The following is an 18076-nucleotide window of genomic DNA, read 5'->3' as shown; positions in this document are numbered from 1 at the left end:
ACAGCATCGTACTTCGATAAGTAGTGCCTGATTAAGTAGTGCCTGATAAGCCACTCATAACAACAAGACGGAGATCACCATGACCCTTTCACTGCGTAAATTTGCCCTCGCCGCTGGCTGCATGCTGTTTGCCGGCCAACTGTTGGCGGCCGGCGAGCCCAAGCGACCTGAATGCATCGCCCCGGCCTCACCAGGCGGCGGTTTTGACCTGACCTGCAAACTGGCGCAAAGCGCGCTGGTCAACGAGAAGCTCTTGAGCAAGCCGATGCGCGTGACCTACATGCCGGGCGGCGTGGGCGCGGTGGCCTACAACGCGGTGGTCGCGCAGCGCCCTGCAGACGGCGGCACCCTGGTTGCGTGGTCCAGCGGTTCGCTGCTGAACCTGGCCCAGGGCAAGTTCGGTCGCTTCGATGAAAGCGCCGTGCGCTGGCTGGCGGCGGTGGGCACCAGTTACGGCGCCATCGCGGTGAAAAGCGATTCGCCTTACAAGACTCTCGACGATCTCGTACAGGCGCTGAAGAAAGATCCAAGCAAAGTAGTGATTGGTTCCGGCGGCACCGTCGGCAGCCAGGACTGGATGCAAACCGCACTGATCGCCAAGGCCGCCGGGATCAACCCGCGTGACCTGCGCTACGTGGCATTGGAAGGCGGCGGCGAAATCGTCACCGCGTTGATGGGCAACCACATCCAGGTCGGCAGTACCGACATCTCCGACTCCATGCCGCACATCCAGAGCGGTGACATGCGCCTGCTGGCGGTGTTCGCCGAGAAGCGCCTGGACGAGCCGGAAATGAAGGACATCCCAACCGCCAAGGAACAGGGCTATGACATCGTCTGGCCGGTAGTGCGGGGCTTTTACCTCGGGCCAAAGGTCAGCGATGAAGACTACGCCTGGTGGAAAGACGCCTTCGACAAACTGCTGGTTTCCGACAAATTCAACGAGCTGCGTGACCAGCGCGAGCTGTTCCCGTTCGCCCTCACCGGCCCGGAACTGGACACCTATGTGAAGAAACAGGTGGCTGACTACAAAGTACTGGCCAAAGAGTTCGGCCTGATCCAGTAATCGCCCCTTGTTCGCGCGGCCACGCCCTTGAAGATCAGGGGTGTGGCCCAGGAGTTTCCCATGCTCTTACAACGCATTTTTGCCGCTGCGCTGCTGCTGACCTGTGCCGGCCTGGCACTGATGGCCTGGCCGTATCAGGCGGCGTTTTCCTACGAGCCTGTAGGGCCGCGCGCCTACCCGCTGCTGATGCTCGGGCTGATGAGCCTGGCGCTGATCTACATGCTGTTCCGTCCGCAGCCGACCAAACACACGGAAGACGAGCCGCCGCTGGATCGCCCTACCCTGATCAAGATCGGCCTCTGCGTGGTGCTGTTGCTGGTGTTTGCCGGCACCTTCGAACCCCTGGGTTTCATTCTCAGCAGCATGCTGATCGGCATCCCGATGGCCCGGTTGTACGGCGGCCGCTGGCTGCCCGGCGCGGTGATCATCACTTTGATGAGCGTCGGCCTTTATCTGCTGTTCGATAAAGTCATGGACGTGCCACTACCCCTCGGCCTGCTCGACGTTCTGGAGAACTGATATGGATACGCTTGGCTATTTGGGCCAGGGTTTCGGCGTTGCGCTGACCCCTTACAACCTGGTGACCGCGCTGTGCGGTACCCTGATCGGTACCGTGGTCGGCCTGTTGCCGGGCCTGGGCCCGATCAACGGCGTGGCGCTGTTGATCCCGATTGCCTTTGCACTGGGGCTGCCGCCCGAGTCGGCATTGATCCTGTTGGCAGCCGTGTACCTGGGCTGCGAATACGGCGGCCGGATCAGCTCGATCCTGCTGAACATCCCGGGTGAAGCCTCCACCGTGATGACCACCCTCGACGGCTACCCGATGGCTCGCAAAGGCCTGGCAGGCGTGGCGTTGTCGCTGTCGGCATGGAGCTCGTTCATCGGCGCGTTCATCGCCACCTGCGGTATGGTGCTGTTTGCTCCGCTGCTGGCCAAGTGGGCGATTGCCTTCGGCCCGGCGGAATATTTCGTACTGATGGTGTTCGCCATCGTGTGCCTGGGCGGCATGGCCGGTGACAAACCGCTGAAGACGTTTGTCGCGGCGCTGATCGGCCTGTTTCTGTCAGCCGTGGGTATCGATGCCAACAGCGGCGTGTACCGTTTCACCGGGGACAATATCCACCTGACTGACGGCATCCAATTCGTGGTGCTGGTGCTGGGCCTGTTCTCCATCAGCGAGATCCTGTTGCTGCTGGAAAAAACTCACCACGGCCAGGAAGCGGTGAAAGCCACCGGGCGCATGATGTTCAACTTCAAGGAAGCGTCGTCGGTGTTCGTGGTAAACATCCGTTGCGGCGTGCTGGGTTTCATCATGGGCGTGTTGCCGGGCGCCGGCGCGACACTGGCCAGCGCGGTGGCCTACATGACCGAGAAACGCATCGCCGGGGCCAAGGGCGAGTTCGGCAAGGGCGACAAACGCGGCCTCGCCGCCCCGGAAACCGCCATCGGCGCCGCCGCCTGTGGCGCGCTCGTACCGATGCTGACCCTCGGCGTACCGGGTTCGGGCACCACAGCCGTGATGATCGGCGCCCTGTCGCTGTACAACATCACGCCGGGCCCGCTGCTGTTCCAACAGCAACCGGACATCGTCTGGGGCCTGATCGCCTCGTTGTTCATTGCCAACATCATGCTGGTGATCCTCAACATCCCGATGATCCGCATCTTCACGCGCATCCTCGCCGTGCCGAACTGGGCACTGGTACCGGTGATCGCGATCATCACCGCGATCGGTGTGTACGCTGTACACGCCACCACCTTCGACCTGTTCCTGATGATCGGCATCGGCATCTTTGGCTACATCCTGCGCAAGCTGGATTTCCCGCTGTCACCGGTCCTGCTGGGCTTTATCCTCGGTGGCTTGATGGAGCAGAACCTGCGTCGTGCGCTGTCGATTTCCAACGGTGCGGTGGAGATCCTCTGGTCGAGCCCGATCACCTTCGGCGTGTGGGTACTCACTGCGATCATGCTGCTGATGCCGATCCTGCGCATCTGGCGCAAGCGCTCCCTGCAGCGTCGTGCCCTGGCCGATGTCTGAGGTCACCTTCAAACATTGGTGGGGAACACCGCTGGTCGGCCTGGCCGGCGGTTACCTGGCCAGCCTCGTCGGCTGGCCTTTGCCCTACATGGTCGGCTCGTTGCTGGCGATCATCCTGGTGCGTTGCCTGACGCCGTGGCAATTGGCGGAGATCCCCGGCGGGCGCAAATGCGGCCAATGGGTGGTGGGCATTGGCATCGGCCTGCACTTCACACCGGTGGTGATCGAGCAAGTGATGAGCCACTTCGGGCTGATTTTCTTTGGCGCGCTGGTCACCAGCCTGTCGAGCGTGGTCGGCGTGTGGCTGATGCGCCGCAGTGGCGAAGACCGTGCCACCGCGTTTTTCTCCAGCATGCCCGGCGGTTCCGGCGAGATGGTCAACCTCGGCGCGCGCAACGGTGCGGTGCTTAGCCGTGTTGCCGCCGGCCAGAGTTTGCGCGTTCTGCTCGTGGTGTTGTGTGTACCGGCGATCTTCAAGTATGTGCTGGGCGGTGGCGCGCCTCAGTTTCATCCCGCGCCAGTGAGCTGGCCTTGGCTGTTGATGCTGTTTCCACTCGGCGCAATGGTGGCTTGGGCGTGGCAGCGTTTGCGTCAGCCGAACCCGTGGTTGTTCGGGCCATTGCTGGTGAGTGCGACGGCCAGTGTCGTGTTTGACCTGCATATCGGGCTGCCCGATGGCGGTAGCCAGATCGGCCAGTGGCTGATCGGCAGCGGCCTGGGATGTCACTTCAACCGCCAGTTCTTTCGCCGGGCGCCGTCGTTCATGGCCCGCACCTTGATCGGCACGGTCTTGACCATGGCGCTGGCGACCCTGGCGGCCGTGGGCCTGAGTGCCCTGACCCACCTGGATCTGCGCTCGCTGACCCTGGGCATGATGCCCGGAGGCATTGCCGAGATGAGCCTCACAGCCGAAACCCTGCAATTGTCCGTCCCGTTGGTTACGGCCATGCAGGTGATGCGCCTGCTGTTCGTGCTGTTCCTGGCCGAGCCGCTATTCCGGCACTGGAACCGCCAACCCTGACAATCCACCGCGAAAATGGCCCGAACCCGGGCCGCTACCGTTGGTCGGTACTGTCAACTCTCACAGCTGGTTGCGCCTCCCATCGCACGTTACACCTCTTCGCAGCTACGGCCACCCCGAAATGGCCGTAGACATCGTGTGTCTCACTGACTGAAGAGGGTTCCACCATGGCTAACAATGAAGAGTCTTCACCATCCGGCCAACACCTGACCGAGCACTCAGAGCAGCAATCACTGTCCGCCCCGCCCCCTTGCGCGCAGGAGGAAAGAGAAAAGGCACCGTCTGCACGGCGGTCCCACATCGATACGCGTTACCTGGTCCCCCCGCCCTCCGATGCCACCTTGAATTCGATAAAGGCCGGCGAAAGAGTGCCGCTCTCAGACCTGACACTGTACATACCGGCACGCACCCCGGGCGTGCAGGGTGTCGACGCAGGTATCAACCGCATCGCGGTGATGTCGCAGGAGGAAGGGTTGCTGATCGCCTTATTGCCTTTTCTGGAGGCGGCCGAGCTGGACGATGTGGAATGTTATTGGGGAACGCTTGAGAAACCCGTTGCGCATACGATCATTCAGAAGCAACACCTTGACGGCCACCAATTGATAGTCCTGTTTGTACCGCGGTCGGTGATCTCCGATGGTTTGGTTTCCGCATACATTAAAGTGACGCGTCTCGGCCAAGCCGTCGGAGAAACAAGAAAAACCTTACTTAAAGTCGATACACGCCAGCCCGGCGGGGAGAACCCGGCCAGCCCGTCCCCAGTAAACCCGAACCTGCGCAAGCCGGTCATTGACCCGAGGTACCTGCGAGATGGCATCACCGAGACGGACATCAGTAATGGCAAGTGCATAGCCATTGGAATTCCTTCCTATCCCGCCGACACTTCGTTGCCCCCGCCCACTCATCGAGCAGTACGTGATGTTATTCACTTGAAAATCGGTGACTACACCATTAAGCGCACTGTATTGCCGGAAGAGGTTGGAACCTATCAAGACATCGTCATTGACGTGTGTCAGAGCGATTGGCAAAGCATCGGCAACGGTTCTCACGCTTGCTCGTTCAGCGTGGAAGATGAAGTTGGCAACCCTTCCGACGGTTGGTCGGAGGCCGAATATCTCCAACTCTACCTGGACGATGGGTCAAAATACTTGTTGCCAGCTTGCCACTTCCTGGAGGCTGACGAAGGTAAACTCGACCTGAGCAAGGTGACTGGCCCGACAGTGACAATCCTCGTTTCGATCGAACCTCGCAACTATGCCATTAACGATGTGATCAGGGTACGCCTCAGCGGCACGGCGGCTGGGTTAGCGGTGAGGAAAATCTACAATTCAGAGCCGCTGCAATCCACGACATCGCGACTGCTTAGAATCCCATGCCCGGTGATCGACCTGGAGCCTCTCACGGGCGGTCGTAGTTTCCTTCAATATGAACGAATCCGTTACAACGAGCCGAATCTAGGCTCCTTTATCACGGAAGTCTACGTGACCGGCACTGGCTCCGGAGGCCTTCGCGCGCCCAAAGTGCGGGAAGCCGTCAACGGACGAATTCTTGATGATCTAACCCAAGTGCACGTCGACATCGAAGTGCACGGCTTCGGTTACTACGACCAAATCGAACTCCATGTGTTGGGCAAGTCCCCAGGGCACAATTACTACGACATTGCGCTCGACAAAGTCGGCTCCGGTCAAGTGTCCTTTGAGCTTATCCAAGGACTGGGCGTGCCTGTTGCCCTGCTCACGGGTGGCACCTTGGAAATCTGGTACTTCACGATAACTGCCGATGGTAAACATCGTTCTCCGATAACAACGGTTTATATTGATGCGCGATATGCCGCCCTGCCCGCGCCGGAAATCGACGAGGCGCCGCCGCCCGATTACGAGTTTGACGTAGGGACGTCCGAAAGGGCCAACATTTGGGTCCGTGCCAACTCCGATATCAAAGTCGGGGATACCGTCATCTTGTATGCCAGAGGTGACGCGCCTGGAGGAACCCCACCCACACAAACATTTCCAATCGACCTCTTCTGGGAAGGCCGGGATTTGCCATTCAAGCTGGACATTGACTACATCAAACCCAATAAACAGATGGATATTTCTTACGAGCGTGTACGATCAAACGCAGCGCGCCCTTCGCAAATCGTCCCCATGAAAATCATCACCCAGCATGATCTGCCCGCGCCGCTGGTTTATAACAGCACGCCCTTGGACGACGAAAACGCTACGATTGATCTGAAAATGGCCGACAGCACGCCAAATGTGACCGTTCGGGTGCAGTTTACAATGTCTGACCGGGACCTTATTAAACTCGAATTGACAGGCAGGCCTGGTATCGCCCTGCCGACCATTGAGCCTCAATACGGCAACCCGCGTTTGGGCTATGTGCTGTTTGAGTTTCCCAATTGGGTACTGGCCTACCAGCTCGCCAGCGTTCTGCGTATTCAGTACCACGTGACAAACAACGGCTCCACCAGGGACTCAAGGGTGCTGAACCTGCGCGTCCTGGGCTTCGATGAGATTCCGGGCGGCAATCCACTGCCGCTGCCGATGCTCAACAGTTTGAAACCTGGCTCGGTCCTGGACCTCAATACCGTCAGCACCAACTATTGCTGGGTGGATCTGGCAAAATGGCCGACCAGCAGGGAGGGCCAACGGATCTGGCTCAAATGCCACAGCACAGATGCATTTGAACCGTTAACGCTGCTTAACGGTGATCCCATCACTCAGGAGCAGGCCAAACACGGGATTGTTCGCCAGCCGGCGGAGCTCGGTTGGTTCACTGCGCTTCCCGATGGCAGCCCGGTTAAAGTGACGGCCGCAGTGGGGTACACCGGCAAAGAGAGTGAAGCGGACGCGACGCTCTTTCCGCCGAGTACTTACTTCATCAAAGCGCGGCGCCTCTCTGACTTCACGGATTTTGAAGTGTTCTTCTGGAATGGCTGGGCCAACTTGATCAATGGGCTTGGCGAGATCAGAAACTTCAACAACAATAATTACTGGCATGCAAAGCTCACTAGCGGCAGCCCTATCAAGCCGGGCGTGATCAAAACCTTTTTTATCGAAAGCGCTAGAACCTACCGGATCAGTTTCAAAATGAAAGTCGACTTATCTCCTTACCAACCTCAGGCATTCGTTGAGTTCGGTACTCAGTCAAAAGACTTCGTCTACATTCACGAGGGTAACTGGTACACCTACCATCTGGACTTTGCGTTGCCTGCCGGGGCGCCTTCTCAGGACTTGCCGCTGCGCATTTCCTTCAAAAGCGGTTTTTCAGCGGCGGAATTTTCACTGGATGATATTCTGGTAGCAGAACTTCCATAGCTGCATTGTCAGAAACGGTACCGAGTGGCGTTGTTGCGCGGAACGTTCCCGCACGTTATTCAACACTCACTTCAAAGCCACTCGGCGCCCTTATTCTGCAAACAAAAAAAGCCTCTCGACCGTACGGCAGAGAGGCTTATTGATGCAGCATTTACTTTATTCGCACCTATTTGTGGCGGGATTAAACTCCTGGCCGGCTGGGCATTGTCTCGGATACCTTATCCAACGATTAATGCTTGAGTTGTAGACGCACCTGTAATACCAACCAGGCGATACGCTTTTGAAGTAGCCCGCACTGGTGCAAGGTGGATCCAGGTCCGGATAACCCTCCACCCCGATAGGTTCCGGACTGCTGGTACACGCAGCAAGCAACACTGCCACCCCAGCCGCCAATAACGCCTTAGGGACAGTTCGCATCAGTTTCTTCTTCAACGAGTAACCCATGGGAATCTCCTTATATTAAAGAATGCCCATCCAGTTAGCGTCAAAAAAAAATAACCGCCTACTGTCAAACCTGACAGGTTTGAAACTTGACCGACGAACGGAATGCACCTCCTTCAACACAAAAGGAGGCGCTCGTCCAAATTACCCGCGCTACTTAAAACGCGTAGCGCAACCCGACATTGATTCCCAACGGTTGCTTGATATTCTTGCCCACGCTGCGTTCCACGTCCGCGTGCACGCTCAACGCTTGCGAGACCGACATCGCCACACCCGCGCCCAGCTTCAAGCGTGAGCCCGACAGGTCGTTGTTGAACGCGTTGTCGTTGACGAACACTTTGTTGCTCTGGTCGAACTCATGGCTGACGGCGGCCTTCAAATAAGGCTGCAGAATGCCGCCGCTGTCGAGTTGGATGTTATTGCCGGCAGTGATCCCCAGTTCACCGATGACCGAACTCGAGCGGTCACCCTTGGCTTTCAGACCGTTGTCCAGCGTGTAGCTCTGGGCCTGAGTGATCACCGCCGACAATTGGCCATAGGGTTCCACGAAGTAACCGTCATCCAGCGTGATATGCCGACCGAATTCCGCCGAAGCACCAGTGGCATTCTGGGTGTAGTTGCCTTTGCTCTTTTTGCCGTCGCTCATGGCGACGTTGGATTCATTGTGCAAGCGGTTGAACTTGAGTACGCCGTCGAAATAAAAGCCGCTCTCGCTGTCCAGCCAGGTCGCATAGCCGCCCATGTAGTAACTGTTGATGGTCGCTTTGCTGCCCAGGTTCAGGTCCAGGTCCGATTGGCTGTGCCCGGCCATGACGCCGACCAGCCACTGCCCGTCGCCCGCCTCCAGCGGCGCATCCGCGCCCAGGGTGAAACCGCGCTGGCTCTGGTTATAACCCAGGCCTGTCTTGTTGTTGGACACTTCATATTTGTTGCCATAGGCGCGGGTCCACAAGCCGGCGCTCTGACCACCATTGAAACGCAGTTCACCCATGCGCGTGCGCAAGGTGGTCATTTCACCCAACAACACACTCGGCGCCGCGTTGAACAGCGCCAGCACAGAGTTGGTGCTTGGGCTGATGACTTTGTTCTCGGGGTCAAGGTACCAGTCATGGTTCTGGTTGTCGGACACCAGGTCGTATGAATAGGTACCGAGGTCGACCCGCCCACCCACCAGGCTGAAGTTCGCGACACCGTCGGCGGTGTGCACCATCTGCAGGCGCTCGGACAGCGGGTCAGCCCCCGTGCTGGCGATCAGCAGTTGATGATCACCGGAAGAGGTACCCGTCACATTCAGGAAGTCTCCGGTCAGTTGGCCAAAATCGGCCTTCATGATGAACGTACCGCCCGTGCCGGACAGGTTGGCCACATCCAACTTATAGAAGGCCCCCGAATCGCCAAACTTGACGTTACCGCCATTCATCGACAACGCGTTGAGCGCCTGCTGCCCGTCGACCATCACCCAGGTGGCATCACTGTTGACCGACAGTTTGTCGACATTGTCCAGACGCCCGGTCAGTACCGAGCCGTTGTTCAAGCCAACGTTGGCGGTACCGCCGCTGTTGACGATATCGCCATTCATGAAGGCGGCATCCATCTTAAAGTCCAGGGCGCTGTCTTTGCCGACTTGAACATTACCGCTCAGGGCACTGTTGAACACATTCACATCGGCCGCACCGCCATGGTCGATTTCGAGCATGTTGCCGTTGCCGCCGACCAGGGTGGTGCCATCGTTGATATTGATCCGGGTGCCGCCGGGGTAGTCCACCAGGATGGCGGCGCCTGTGCCGCCCACCACCTCGGTCTGGTTGAGGTTCAGCACGGAGGGGTTGTCCACCGTGGGCAAGCGATACGCCACGATCCCATGGGTGCCGCCGTATATCCGGCCGCCCTGGGTGGTGAGTTGTCCGTCGTACGCTCTCAAGCCGGCTTTTTGACCGCTGACCTGGGTGTTGTTCAAGGCCAGCGTGCTGGAGCCACTGAGCGCGATGCCATCTGTGCCGCCGGATATCGTGCTATCGAACACCACCACCGTCGAGCCACGATTCGATTGGGTGCCGACAATCATGCCTTCGGCCCCACCGCTGGAGACGGAAGCATCGCGCAGTGTGCCTTTGCTGCCGTAAAGCGCCACGCCGACTTCCTTACCTGCGGTATTTTTGACCGTGCCGCCATTCATGGTGAACGTGGAGTCATGCGCCTGGACGCCCACAATCTTCGCCCCATTGGAGGTCAGGGTCGCCTCTTTGACGACGTACCGATCAACCTGCGAGGCGCCGTCTATCACCACGTTCTGGCCTGGGTAGATGTTCAGTGCGTTGGCCTGTGTGGCCAAGAATGTCATGGGCATCACAGCCATTACTTTGATAGCCAGCGATAAGCGAGAAAGACAAAATGTTGTTTCAGTAGTCATGGTAAGTACCTCTAGTCGGTGACTGAACAAGCCAAGCGATTTAAGGACCATCGACTCTGGCTTTCAGAAGCGGCAGGGTACTTATAAGAAGGATAGGTTCATGTAGGCATAGTCCCTGTGGTCGTAGGACTAATCCTAAGTATGCGTAGGTAGCAAGTTTATAGCGGATAGGTATTTACAACGAACGAAGAATACGAACCGTCAGTACTGCCAATGACGGTTCGTACATTGATGCGCTTAAGGCGTAACGGGCGGGGCGCCGCAAATGCCGAACTCGGCATTGCGCCGGCTCACAAGAAGCACTGCCGTGGGCGACTTGCCCTGTGTCACGCCGTCGGCCTTGAGTACTGTGTAATAGGATTCAACACGGCCCAAAATCGCCGGCTGCACATAGGTGGCGAAGTCCACGAGGAAATTCTCCCCACCGCCGGGCAGGCTATGATCATTTGCGACCACAATCGGGGGCAGTATTTCCGCTTCGACGAGCTTGTTGGTGGAGTTAAACCCCTCACCGTACAGGGTCCAGAAGCGCCTGATCGTGTCACCCTGTTTCAAGTTGACCTTGTCCACGATGCTCGTATCGATACCCAGCTCAACAGACTGAGCGCAATTGATCGAACGAAACCCGCCGCCTATGTCTATAGACTTGGGGAACTGTGGTGCCGTCAAATTCTGCAGCTCACTGGCAAGCACATCGACCGGCGTAGACTGGGAGGTGTCCACGTTGTCGTTCACCCCATTCGTCAGGCTGTACCAAACCTTCTTGCCCAGTTCGTTTCCGCCTTCTGCGATCACGGCCGCCGTAATAGTGACGGCGAATGTCCCTTCGTCTATGTCAGCCTGAGTCACGGTACGAGGGGGGGTATAAATCGGTACCCCCCCCCAGTAGAACTGAAGCTGGTGTCCTTCGGCCGCGCCCGTATACACATTACACTTAGCCGTCGCATTGCCGGTATCACCCGGGCCGATTTTATTGACAAGCCCCTCGCTGGACGTCACGGTGACCAACGGCAGGTAATCCCTGACCGGGCCCGGATCGTCAGGGTCCCCAGCGGCGGAGCTGAAGTCGGCGGCCACCGTGATCGTGTTGGACCAGGCCGAAGGTTTGCCCTCCTCTACCACGCGGTAACGAAGGCTGGCAGTGCCCGGCCCGGTGATTCCATAGATCGCGACGAGAATGAGCCAGGGAATTTCGATTTTTGCCGGCTCAGTGGGGGTAGGCTCGGTGGGCAATGTATGAGGGAATATCTGAGTACTCAGCGCACTAACGAGCTCGATTTGCACGATCTGGCCGGGTCTGAAATTGTCATAGCCGAAAAGATGCACTTCTGCCAATTTCAATTGCGCGTCCCGAAGATCCAACGGCGCCGCCGGTACCGCTGGATCGCTCAAATTCTCCGGTTGCGGTGTCAATATATACTCAATTTCTCTAAGCTTTGGCGGATAAATGGTTGAGTTTTTGGAATAGTCAAAGTAACGATACGCCATATAATCCACGCGTGTACCGTCATCGATAAGATCGTCCTTGGGCAGCGAAACCTCGATCGGCGATGTATCAAGCGGCAAGTTTGTTATTATTTTTATCGGCTCAGCATCCGTATAAGTCTTATAAATGTGAAGTGTATCGAGCGGACGCGCAATCAAGCGCCCAGGAACACTGCAGGTCAGCTTATCGCCATTGGCCGCAAGAGAAGTCAGCGTGACCTTCCCGTCCACCGCCCCCGCGCCCAAGGTAATAGCGTCCAACAACATACCGCCGGCAGGGCCAACCGTATCGACGTTCACCAGCGTAGTGCCGGAAGGCTCATTCTTTCCAGTCGCCAAAAAAAGCTCATAGCTTAAGCGATACTCCCCGTGGTTGGCGATATCATCGCCTTTGATGTTCGATTTATAGGGCCACGTCAGGTCGTCCAATGGTTTGATAAACTCAATACGTTTTCCGTAGGGTACGCCATTAACGTAGAGCTGTAACTCATCAGGATTAGTACCGGGTTGAGGAAATGTATCTGTCCACTTTTTAATTTCGAAATTTACCCCTACGGTTTGTGCGACGATAGTTTCCATCAGGTTAGGCGGCAGACCCGGGTCGTGGGGCAGGGCATTGGTGACTACAATGTCGTCCACAGCGCGTGGTGCGCGAGGCGCAAGCCCTTGAGGTACGGGCTCTGCCAATGGACCGTTACTTGAGTTAAAGTTAACCTCCGTAGCACTCGACCTGCTTTTTTTATCGGTTGAAGCGGGTTGTGTATTGTTCGACTTAGCCATTGCTACATACTCCTTTGAGTGAGAGATACTTTGCATTTATCGCCAGCCGCACGAGACGATTGACCGTTTGATTAAACCCCCTTCTTCCACACTGCACAGCCTGTCAAACTTGACAGCTGCGTACTGGCGCAAAATGTGCTTCTAACTAAAAGCATGACATGGGTGTTTTTTAATAGCCTACTTACGCAAAAACCAGCGCTGTTGACGCTATTTAATCTAAATCCGCCGCAGTCGATCTTTATCAGACAAAAAAAGGGGCTTTCGCCCCTCTTAACCAGCACCCTCATTTATTCACTGCCGTTATGCGGCCCCAGGCAAGTTCCACCGCCAGGTCTTTTCAAATCGATATAGATGAGTTTTCTGGAAGACAGGCCGGTGTCCCCTGTTCTCTTGAACAATCGATACTGTACGATCGCCGAGCCAAACCCCGGTACCAATCCCGGCGCGGTGATCAAGTCGAAGGGCAGAATGCGAATTTGCGCATAGCCCCTGTCGTAATCATCGCGGGTCAGTTCATGCTCAAAAAATACCTCAGTGCCTGGGAACGGTTTACCACTGCCGTCATTGGTCGGGTAACTTGCCCAATATAAATGCACGGTGTCGCCAGGCTCGAAATGCACCGGATGCCAAGGTATGCCGATATATACGCCCTCATAAGGTGCCGGCCTGGTCCCGCACGCGATAAAGCCCAGTTCGCTGTCATTGAGTAATAACGGGCTTTTCAAACCCGTCAGCGTATCAAGACGCACCCGTACCGAAGCAGAGGGACTGCGCTGTCGGTTTAGTCCGTTGTCTGTCCAGTAATAGACCTCGGCCAAGGCAATGGAGGATGCCACTGCCCACGAAACCCATAAGGTGATTAATTTCCCGGCATGATCGCCCGGCTGCACGTCATAGATCCCAACGATACGGTCATCGCTGTTCCAACACAGTTCCAAGTGTTCACCCACTGTGGGGTTTACAAATAAAAGCACTTCTACCGGCACTGGCCCCGGACTGTCAGCGGAGGTGAGTATATTGTCGCCCGTTCTGCCTTTCACGATAGGAAGGGCCAACTTGCGATTGATCGGATCAGGCCCGCTCGGGTCAGGGCCGGCCACCCTTAAATCGACTTCATAGAAGCTGTCCGGCGAATCCTTTGAGGCAGTGCCTCGCCTATACACGTAGCGCACACGTAACGGGTAGCGCGTGGAGAAGCCGCCCGCCGCAACAATGGACCACGGCACGCTCACGGGAATCGGCCACGTCTGCACTTCGCCAATCGGTTTGACTTCAAGGGCATGGGTATTCCAGAAGGGATGAATCTCATCGCCCGCCTCTGCCTCGCCTATACGCGGGATAGTGACCGCCAACCACTGCCTGACATCGTCCAGAGTGATCAACCCGTCCAGCTCAGCCGACTCAATGAAGGGGCGTGGCAAATCCGGCAAAACAACGGGTGAGGCGTTGAGCGTGATGGGGTCGGAAAACTGGCCGACGTTCCCGGCCCGGTCTTCAAGCCGGCAGGAAGCGAACCTTGCACCCCGGCCACTGGCGCGCACGTGCGCCTCAGGAATGACGTATAGGATGGGCGCGCCGAGGACGTGCTCTCTCGTAATGAAAAGAGTGCCTGCCGGAACCACATTCGGCAGAACTGCGTAAAAAAAGTGGCACGCATCCCCAGTGCGCATATCAAACCAACGCGCCAGCTCGACAGGCAAGCCGCCATGCCTGACCAGATAATCATCGGTAAGCTCATCGCGAGCCTCCTCATCAATCTGCAACTGCGGCCCTGGATTGCCGCCATTGGGCGGCGTTTTATCGACATTGACCAGGGTCGGAAACGAGTCGGTCGGGCCGATTAAAGGCGCGCTCACCCTGATTGTCAGTCGGCTGATACCGCCGCTCGACAGAATCGACTTGGGTAGATACTGCACCAATGGGAATATAGCGTCAGGGTCGTATGGGCCCTTAATACAGTGGGTGTGCTCTGTCACACCATCCCAACGATATTCCACCGTCGTCTCCATCTTCACCTCATGGAGATTGAATGGCCAGACCTGTGCAATCGTCACCTCCAGGTCCTGATCATGGAGGCTGAGCGGCAAAGTCCTGGCCGCTTCGTCCCACTCCATAGGCAATGCCTGGGAAGGGTTCGGAGCGTCCAGCTCCAGTATCGTCGGGTCATCTGCGCCTGGAGTTCGCGGCCGCAGAGCGCGCTGGTGTCGTGTGGGTGAGTTCGAATCAGACATATCCACGCCTCCTTGAACAATCAATAGGTAATCGACCGAGACGGTCGGCACGCTCAGGTCTGGCTACTTATTGAATGCGCAAAAAAGTGCGGCGGATACTGTCAGATATAACAGGTGCCCGGCGTGATGGACGTACACACCAGGAAGAGGGTCAAGCAAAGGGCGTTGTACCACCGCCCGATCGTATCAAACGGGCGGCAACATCCAGTTGATCGGCGTCTCGCCGTTCTGCTCAAGGAATTTGTTGGTACGACTGAAATGCCCGCACCCGAGGAACCCGCGATACGCCGACAACGGCGACGGGTGCACCGAGGTCAGCACCAGGTGCTTGGTGGCATCGATCAGCTTCTGCTTGCTCTGGGCATGCGCGCCCCACAACAGGAACACCAAGTGCGGCTGATGCTCGCTGACCACCTCGATAACCCGGTCGGTAAAAAACTGCCAGCCCTTGCCGGCGTGGGCGTTGGCATTGGCGCGCTCCACGGTCAGGGTGGTGTTGAGCATCAGCACGCCCTGGTCGGCCCAGCTTTGCAGATAGCCGTGGTTGGGGATGTCGATGTTCAGGTCACGCTTGAGTTCTTTATAGATATTGACCAGGGAGGGCGGCGCCGGCACGCCCGGTTGCACCGAGAAGCACAGCCCGTGAGCCTGGCCGGGGCCGTGGTACGGGTCCTGGCCAAGGATCACCACCTTGACCTTGTCCAGCGGCGTTGAATTGAGCGCATTGAAGATCAGCGGGCCCGGCGGATAGATCTCTTTGCCTGCAGCGTGTTCCTGACGCAGAAACTCGCGCAGTTCGCCCATGTAGGGCTTGTCGAACTCCTCGCGCAGAGCGTGTTTCCAGCTGGGTTCGAGTTTGATACGGTCGCCGTCGGTCATGATGAGGTCATCGAGTAAAAAACAATGGGCGAACCCTAGGAAAGCCGACCCCGCTTGTCAATTGATCTGACACACCCCCGGCACTTTCCCATGGAGCGATCATACTGATCCTTCACCTTCTGGATTGAGGTCACGATGAATCTGCACTTCGAAGAACTCACCGGCAACCACGGCGCCCGCATCGGCATCGCCAGCCTGGATGCGCAACCATCGCTCAACGCCCTCTCCCTGCCGATGATCCTGACCCTGGGCGAACGCCTGGATGCCTGGGCCAAGGACCCGAGCATCGTCTGCGTGCTGCTGCGCGGCAACGGCCCCAAGGCTTTTTGCGCAGGTGGCGAGGTGCGCAGCCTGGCGATGGCCTGCCGTGAACAACCTGGCGTTGTGCCCGGCTTGGCTGCGCAATTTTTTGCCGCCGAATATCGCCTGGATTATCGCCTGCATACCTACCCGAAACCGCTGATCTGCTGGGGCCACGGCTATGTGCTGGGCGGCGGCATGGGCCTGTTGCAGAGCGCGTCCGTGCGCGTCGTGACGCCGAGCAGTCGCTTGGCCATGCCGGAAATCAGTATCGGGCTGTACCCGGATGTGGGCGCCAGCTGGTTTCTGTCGCGCCTGCCCGGCAAGCTCGGGTTGTTCCTTGGCCTGACCGGCGCCCATATCAACGGTCGCGATGCCCTGGACCTGGGCCTGGCCGACCGTTTCCTGCGCGATGACCAGCAAGACGAACTGCTCGATGGCCTGTTGCAATTGAACTGGCAGGAGCAGACCGCGATGCAGCTCAACAGTTTGCTCAAGGCCTTGGCCCAGGAAGCCGTCGACCAGCTACCCGAGGCACAATGGTTGCCGCGTCGTGCGCAGATCGACGAGTGGCTGGATGTGGGAGACGTACGCTGCGCCTGGCGTACGTTGGCTCTGCTGCGGGATCACGCTGATCCGCTGCTGGCTCGCGCCGGCAAGACCCTCAGCGAAGGCTGCCCATTGACTGCCCATCTGGTGTGGGAGCAAATCCGGCGGGCTCAGCATTTGTCGTTGGCCCAGGTGTTCCAGATGGAATACACCCTAAGCCTCAATTGCTGCCGTCATCCGGAATTCGCCGAAGGGGTACGGGCAAGGCTGATCGATAAGGATCAGGCGCCGCGCTGGCACTGGCCGGACATCAATACGATTCCCGAAGCTGTGGTGCAGGCGCACTTTAACAAGGTATGGGAGGGTAGGAATCCTCTGGCAGACTTGTCCGACTATTGACAGCTTATCATCGAGCACCATTGACCGTGAATGCGCAGTTATCCGGTAAGTTGTCCTGGCATACATAAACCGGTTGATCGAATGAGATCCCGCCCTGCGCCCAATGCAAGCTGTCGGTCAGCGACATGCTGTTCGCGGCGCCCGAAAAGCACGGACGCAAGACCACCAACTCCTCACGGTGGTTTTTATAAACGCACTTTTCCAGATAGCCGACTTTTCGGTCACTCCCCTTCTCTGGCGCGAATACAGCGCCCAGGAAGCCATTTATGTATTCGTTAGGGTCTACCTTGGGCCCTCGCCAAAGCACTCCGTCCTTTTGGTATTGAAAGTAGCCATTGACGTTTCGGATCATCGATTTATCCGGGCAAAACTGCCTCGCCTGCGTTTGGCCAATGACGCAGCCAATCAGTAAAAGCACGCACATCAATTGTTTGAACATAGAGAATTTCCTTCGACAAGCACACCGCGCTTCCCGCAGTGAAATACAACTTGAGCCTCAAAGATAGCTGTTAAATCTGACAGTAACGACAAACGGCAGGCAAAAAAAAGCGGCGCATCGTGCGCCGCTTCGTTCAAAGCCTTTCTTCAACGGTGACCACCGCGGCCACCACCATGATCGCCACCGCGTCCATGACCGCCGTTGCCCCAACGATTTCCTCCCCACTCCTGGTTCGGATAGGACCGGTAAGCGGACCTTGGATAATAACGTGGCGCGGGCTGGTAATAACGCGGCGCCGAGTAGTAACGCGGGGCCGGATAGTAGCGCGGGGCCGGCGTGTAATAGCTGCGCCCGTAATAGCGGGGGCCGCCGTCGTAATAGGTAGGCGTCGGTGCGGTATAAACCTCGGAGCGATAGTAGGTGGCGCCTCCATCGTAGTAGGGCACGCAGGCTGAAAGGGTCAGGCCGAGTAATGCAGTGAGCAGCAGTCGTCGATACATGGCGGCCTCCTGGACCGCGGAAGAGCACCTCCAGCGACGCTGGAGAGCGGCATTCGGCTTGCCGCCGAATGACACAATATCTGACATCAAAAACCACACCTGGTGCGTTTCAGTAACAACTTGATACATCAATACCCAGCCCCTTTAGAGCCCCCCAGGCAGGCACTCAGGCGGTATCGTTTCAGTAGCCCGCCGCAGGTTGGCGCTGTATTGTGCAAGGCCACGCA

Annotated in this window: 13 protein-coding genes; 6 read left to right on the top strand and 7 right to left on the bottom strand. The window is 57.6% G+C overall.

Annotated elements, in window-relative coordinates; genetic code table 11:
* Positions 1-73 precede the first annotated feature (73 nt).
* The 5 genes from C4J94_RS07420 (at position 74) to C4J94_RS07400 (ending at position 7436) form a co-directional block, all read left to right on the top strand.
* Positions 74-1063 (top strand): tripartite tricarboxylate transporter substrate binding protein, encoded by a 990-nt coding sequence (locus C4J94_RS07420; RefSeq protein ID WP_177413478.1) that lies wholly within the window; start codon positions 74-76, stop codon positions 1061-1063.
* A 60-nt stretch (positions 1064-1123) separates the two neighbouring features.
* Positions 1124-1582 carry a tripartite tricarboxylate transporter TctB family protein gene (locus tag C4J94_RS07415; protein WP_124385575.1) on the top strand — a complete coding sequence of 153 codons (459 nt, stop codon included), beginning with the start codon at positions 1124-1126 and terminating at the stop codon, positions 1580-1582.
* Position 1583: 1 nt separating this feature from the next.
* Positions 1584-3098, top strand: coding sequence for a tripartite tricarboxylate transporter permease (locus C4J94_RS07410; protein WP_124385574.1), 1515 nt, complete (start codon positions 1584-1586; stop codon positions 3096-3098).
* On the top strand, positions 3091-4119 hold the full coding sequence (locus tag C4J94_RS07405) for an AbrB family transcriptional regulator (RefSeq protein ID WP_124385573.1): 1029 nt from the start codon (positions 3091-3093) through the stop codon (positions 4117-4119). Before C4J94_RS07410 ends, C4J94_RS07405 begins: the two co-directional genes overlap by 8 nt.
* A gap of 167 nt (positions 4120-4286) precedes the next feature.
* Positions 4287-7436: a hypothetical protein gene (locus tag C4J94_RS07400; protein ID WP_124385572.1), complete on the top strand. Its 3150-nt coding sequence runs from the start codon at positions 4287-4289 to the stop codon at positions 7434-7436.
* Between the two features lie 156 nt (positions 7437-7592).
* Here C4J94_RS07400 and C4J94_RS28080 read toward each other — a convergent pair whose 3' ends face one another.
* The 5 genes from C4J94_RS28080 to ung form a co-directional block, all read right to left on the bottom strand.
* A complete protein-coding gene (locus tag C4J94_RS28080; RefSeq protein WP_372240891.1) occupies positions 7593-7853 on the bottom strand; it encodes a chitin-binding domain-containing protein in 261 nt (86 codons plus the stop codon).
* A gap of 181 nt (positions 7854-8034) precedes the next feature.
* On the bottom strand, positions 8035-10224 hold the full coding sequence (locus C4J94_RS07390) for an autotransporter outer membrane beta-barrel domain-containing protein (RefSeq protein WP_372240869.1): 2190 nt from the start codon (positions 10222-10224) through the stop codon (positions 8035-8037).
* Between the two features lie 300 nt (positions 10225-10524).
* On the bottom strand, positions 10525-12552 hold the full coding sequence (locus tag C4J94_RS07385) for a hypothetical protein (RefSeq protein ID WP_124385569.1): 2028 nt from the start codon (positions 12550-12552) through the stop codon (positions 10525-10527).
* Positions 12553-12839: 287 nt separating this feature from the next.
* Positions 12840-14666, bottom strand: coding sequence for a hypothetical protein (locus C4J94_RS07380; protein WP_124385568.1), 1827 nt, complete (start codon positions 14664-14666; stop codon positions 12840-12842).
* A 303-nt stretch (positions 14667-14969) separates the two neighbouring features.
* The gene (gene ung, locus C4J94_RS07375) at positions 14970-15662 is read right to left on the bottom strand and encodes a uracil-DNA glycosylase (protein ID WP_124385567.1); all 693 of its coding nucleotides are present in this window, start codon (positions 15660-15662) and stop codon (positions 14970-14972) included.
* 135 nt (positions 15663-15797) lie between these two features.
* Between ung and C4J94_RS07370 the strand changes: the two genes are divergently transcribed.
* Positions 15798-16910, top strand: a complete 1113-nt coding sequence (locus C4J94_RS07370; RefSeq protein WP_124385566.1) for an enoyl-CoA hydratase/isomerase family protein — start codon at positions 15798-15800, stop codon at positions 16908-16910.
* Between the two features lie 7 nt (positions 16911-16917).
* On the opposite strand, the gene C4J94_RS07365 is transcribed toward C4J94_RS07370, so the two are convergent.
* On the bottom strand, positions 16918-17349 hold the full coding sequence (locus tag C4J94_RS07365) for a DUF3757 domain-containing protein (RefSeq protein WP_124385565.1): 432 nt from the start codon (positions 17347-17349) through the stop codon (positions 16918-16920).
* A 146-nt stretch (positions 17350-17495) separates the two neighbouring features.
* The gene (locus C4J94_RS07360) at positions 17496-17849 is read right to left on the bottom strand and encodes a hypothetical protein (RefSeq protein ID WP_124388933.1); all 354 of its coding nucleotides are present in this window, start codon (positions 17847-17849) and stop codon (positions 17496-17498) included.
* Between the last annotated feature and the right edge of the window lie 227 nt (positions 17850-18076).

Source organism: Pseudomonas sp. R5-89-07 (genome assembly GCF_003851685.1).
GTDB lineage: Bacteria > Pseudomonadota > Gammaproteobacteria > Pseudomonadales > Pseudomonadaceae > Aquipseudomonas.
This window is presented reverse-complemented; position numbering and strand designations above follow the sequence as displayed.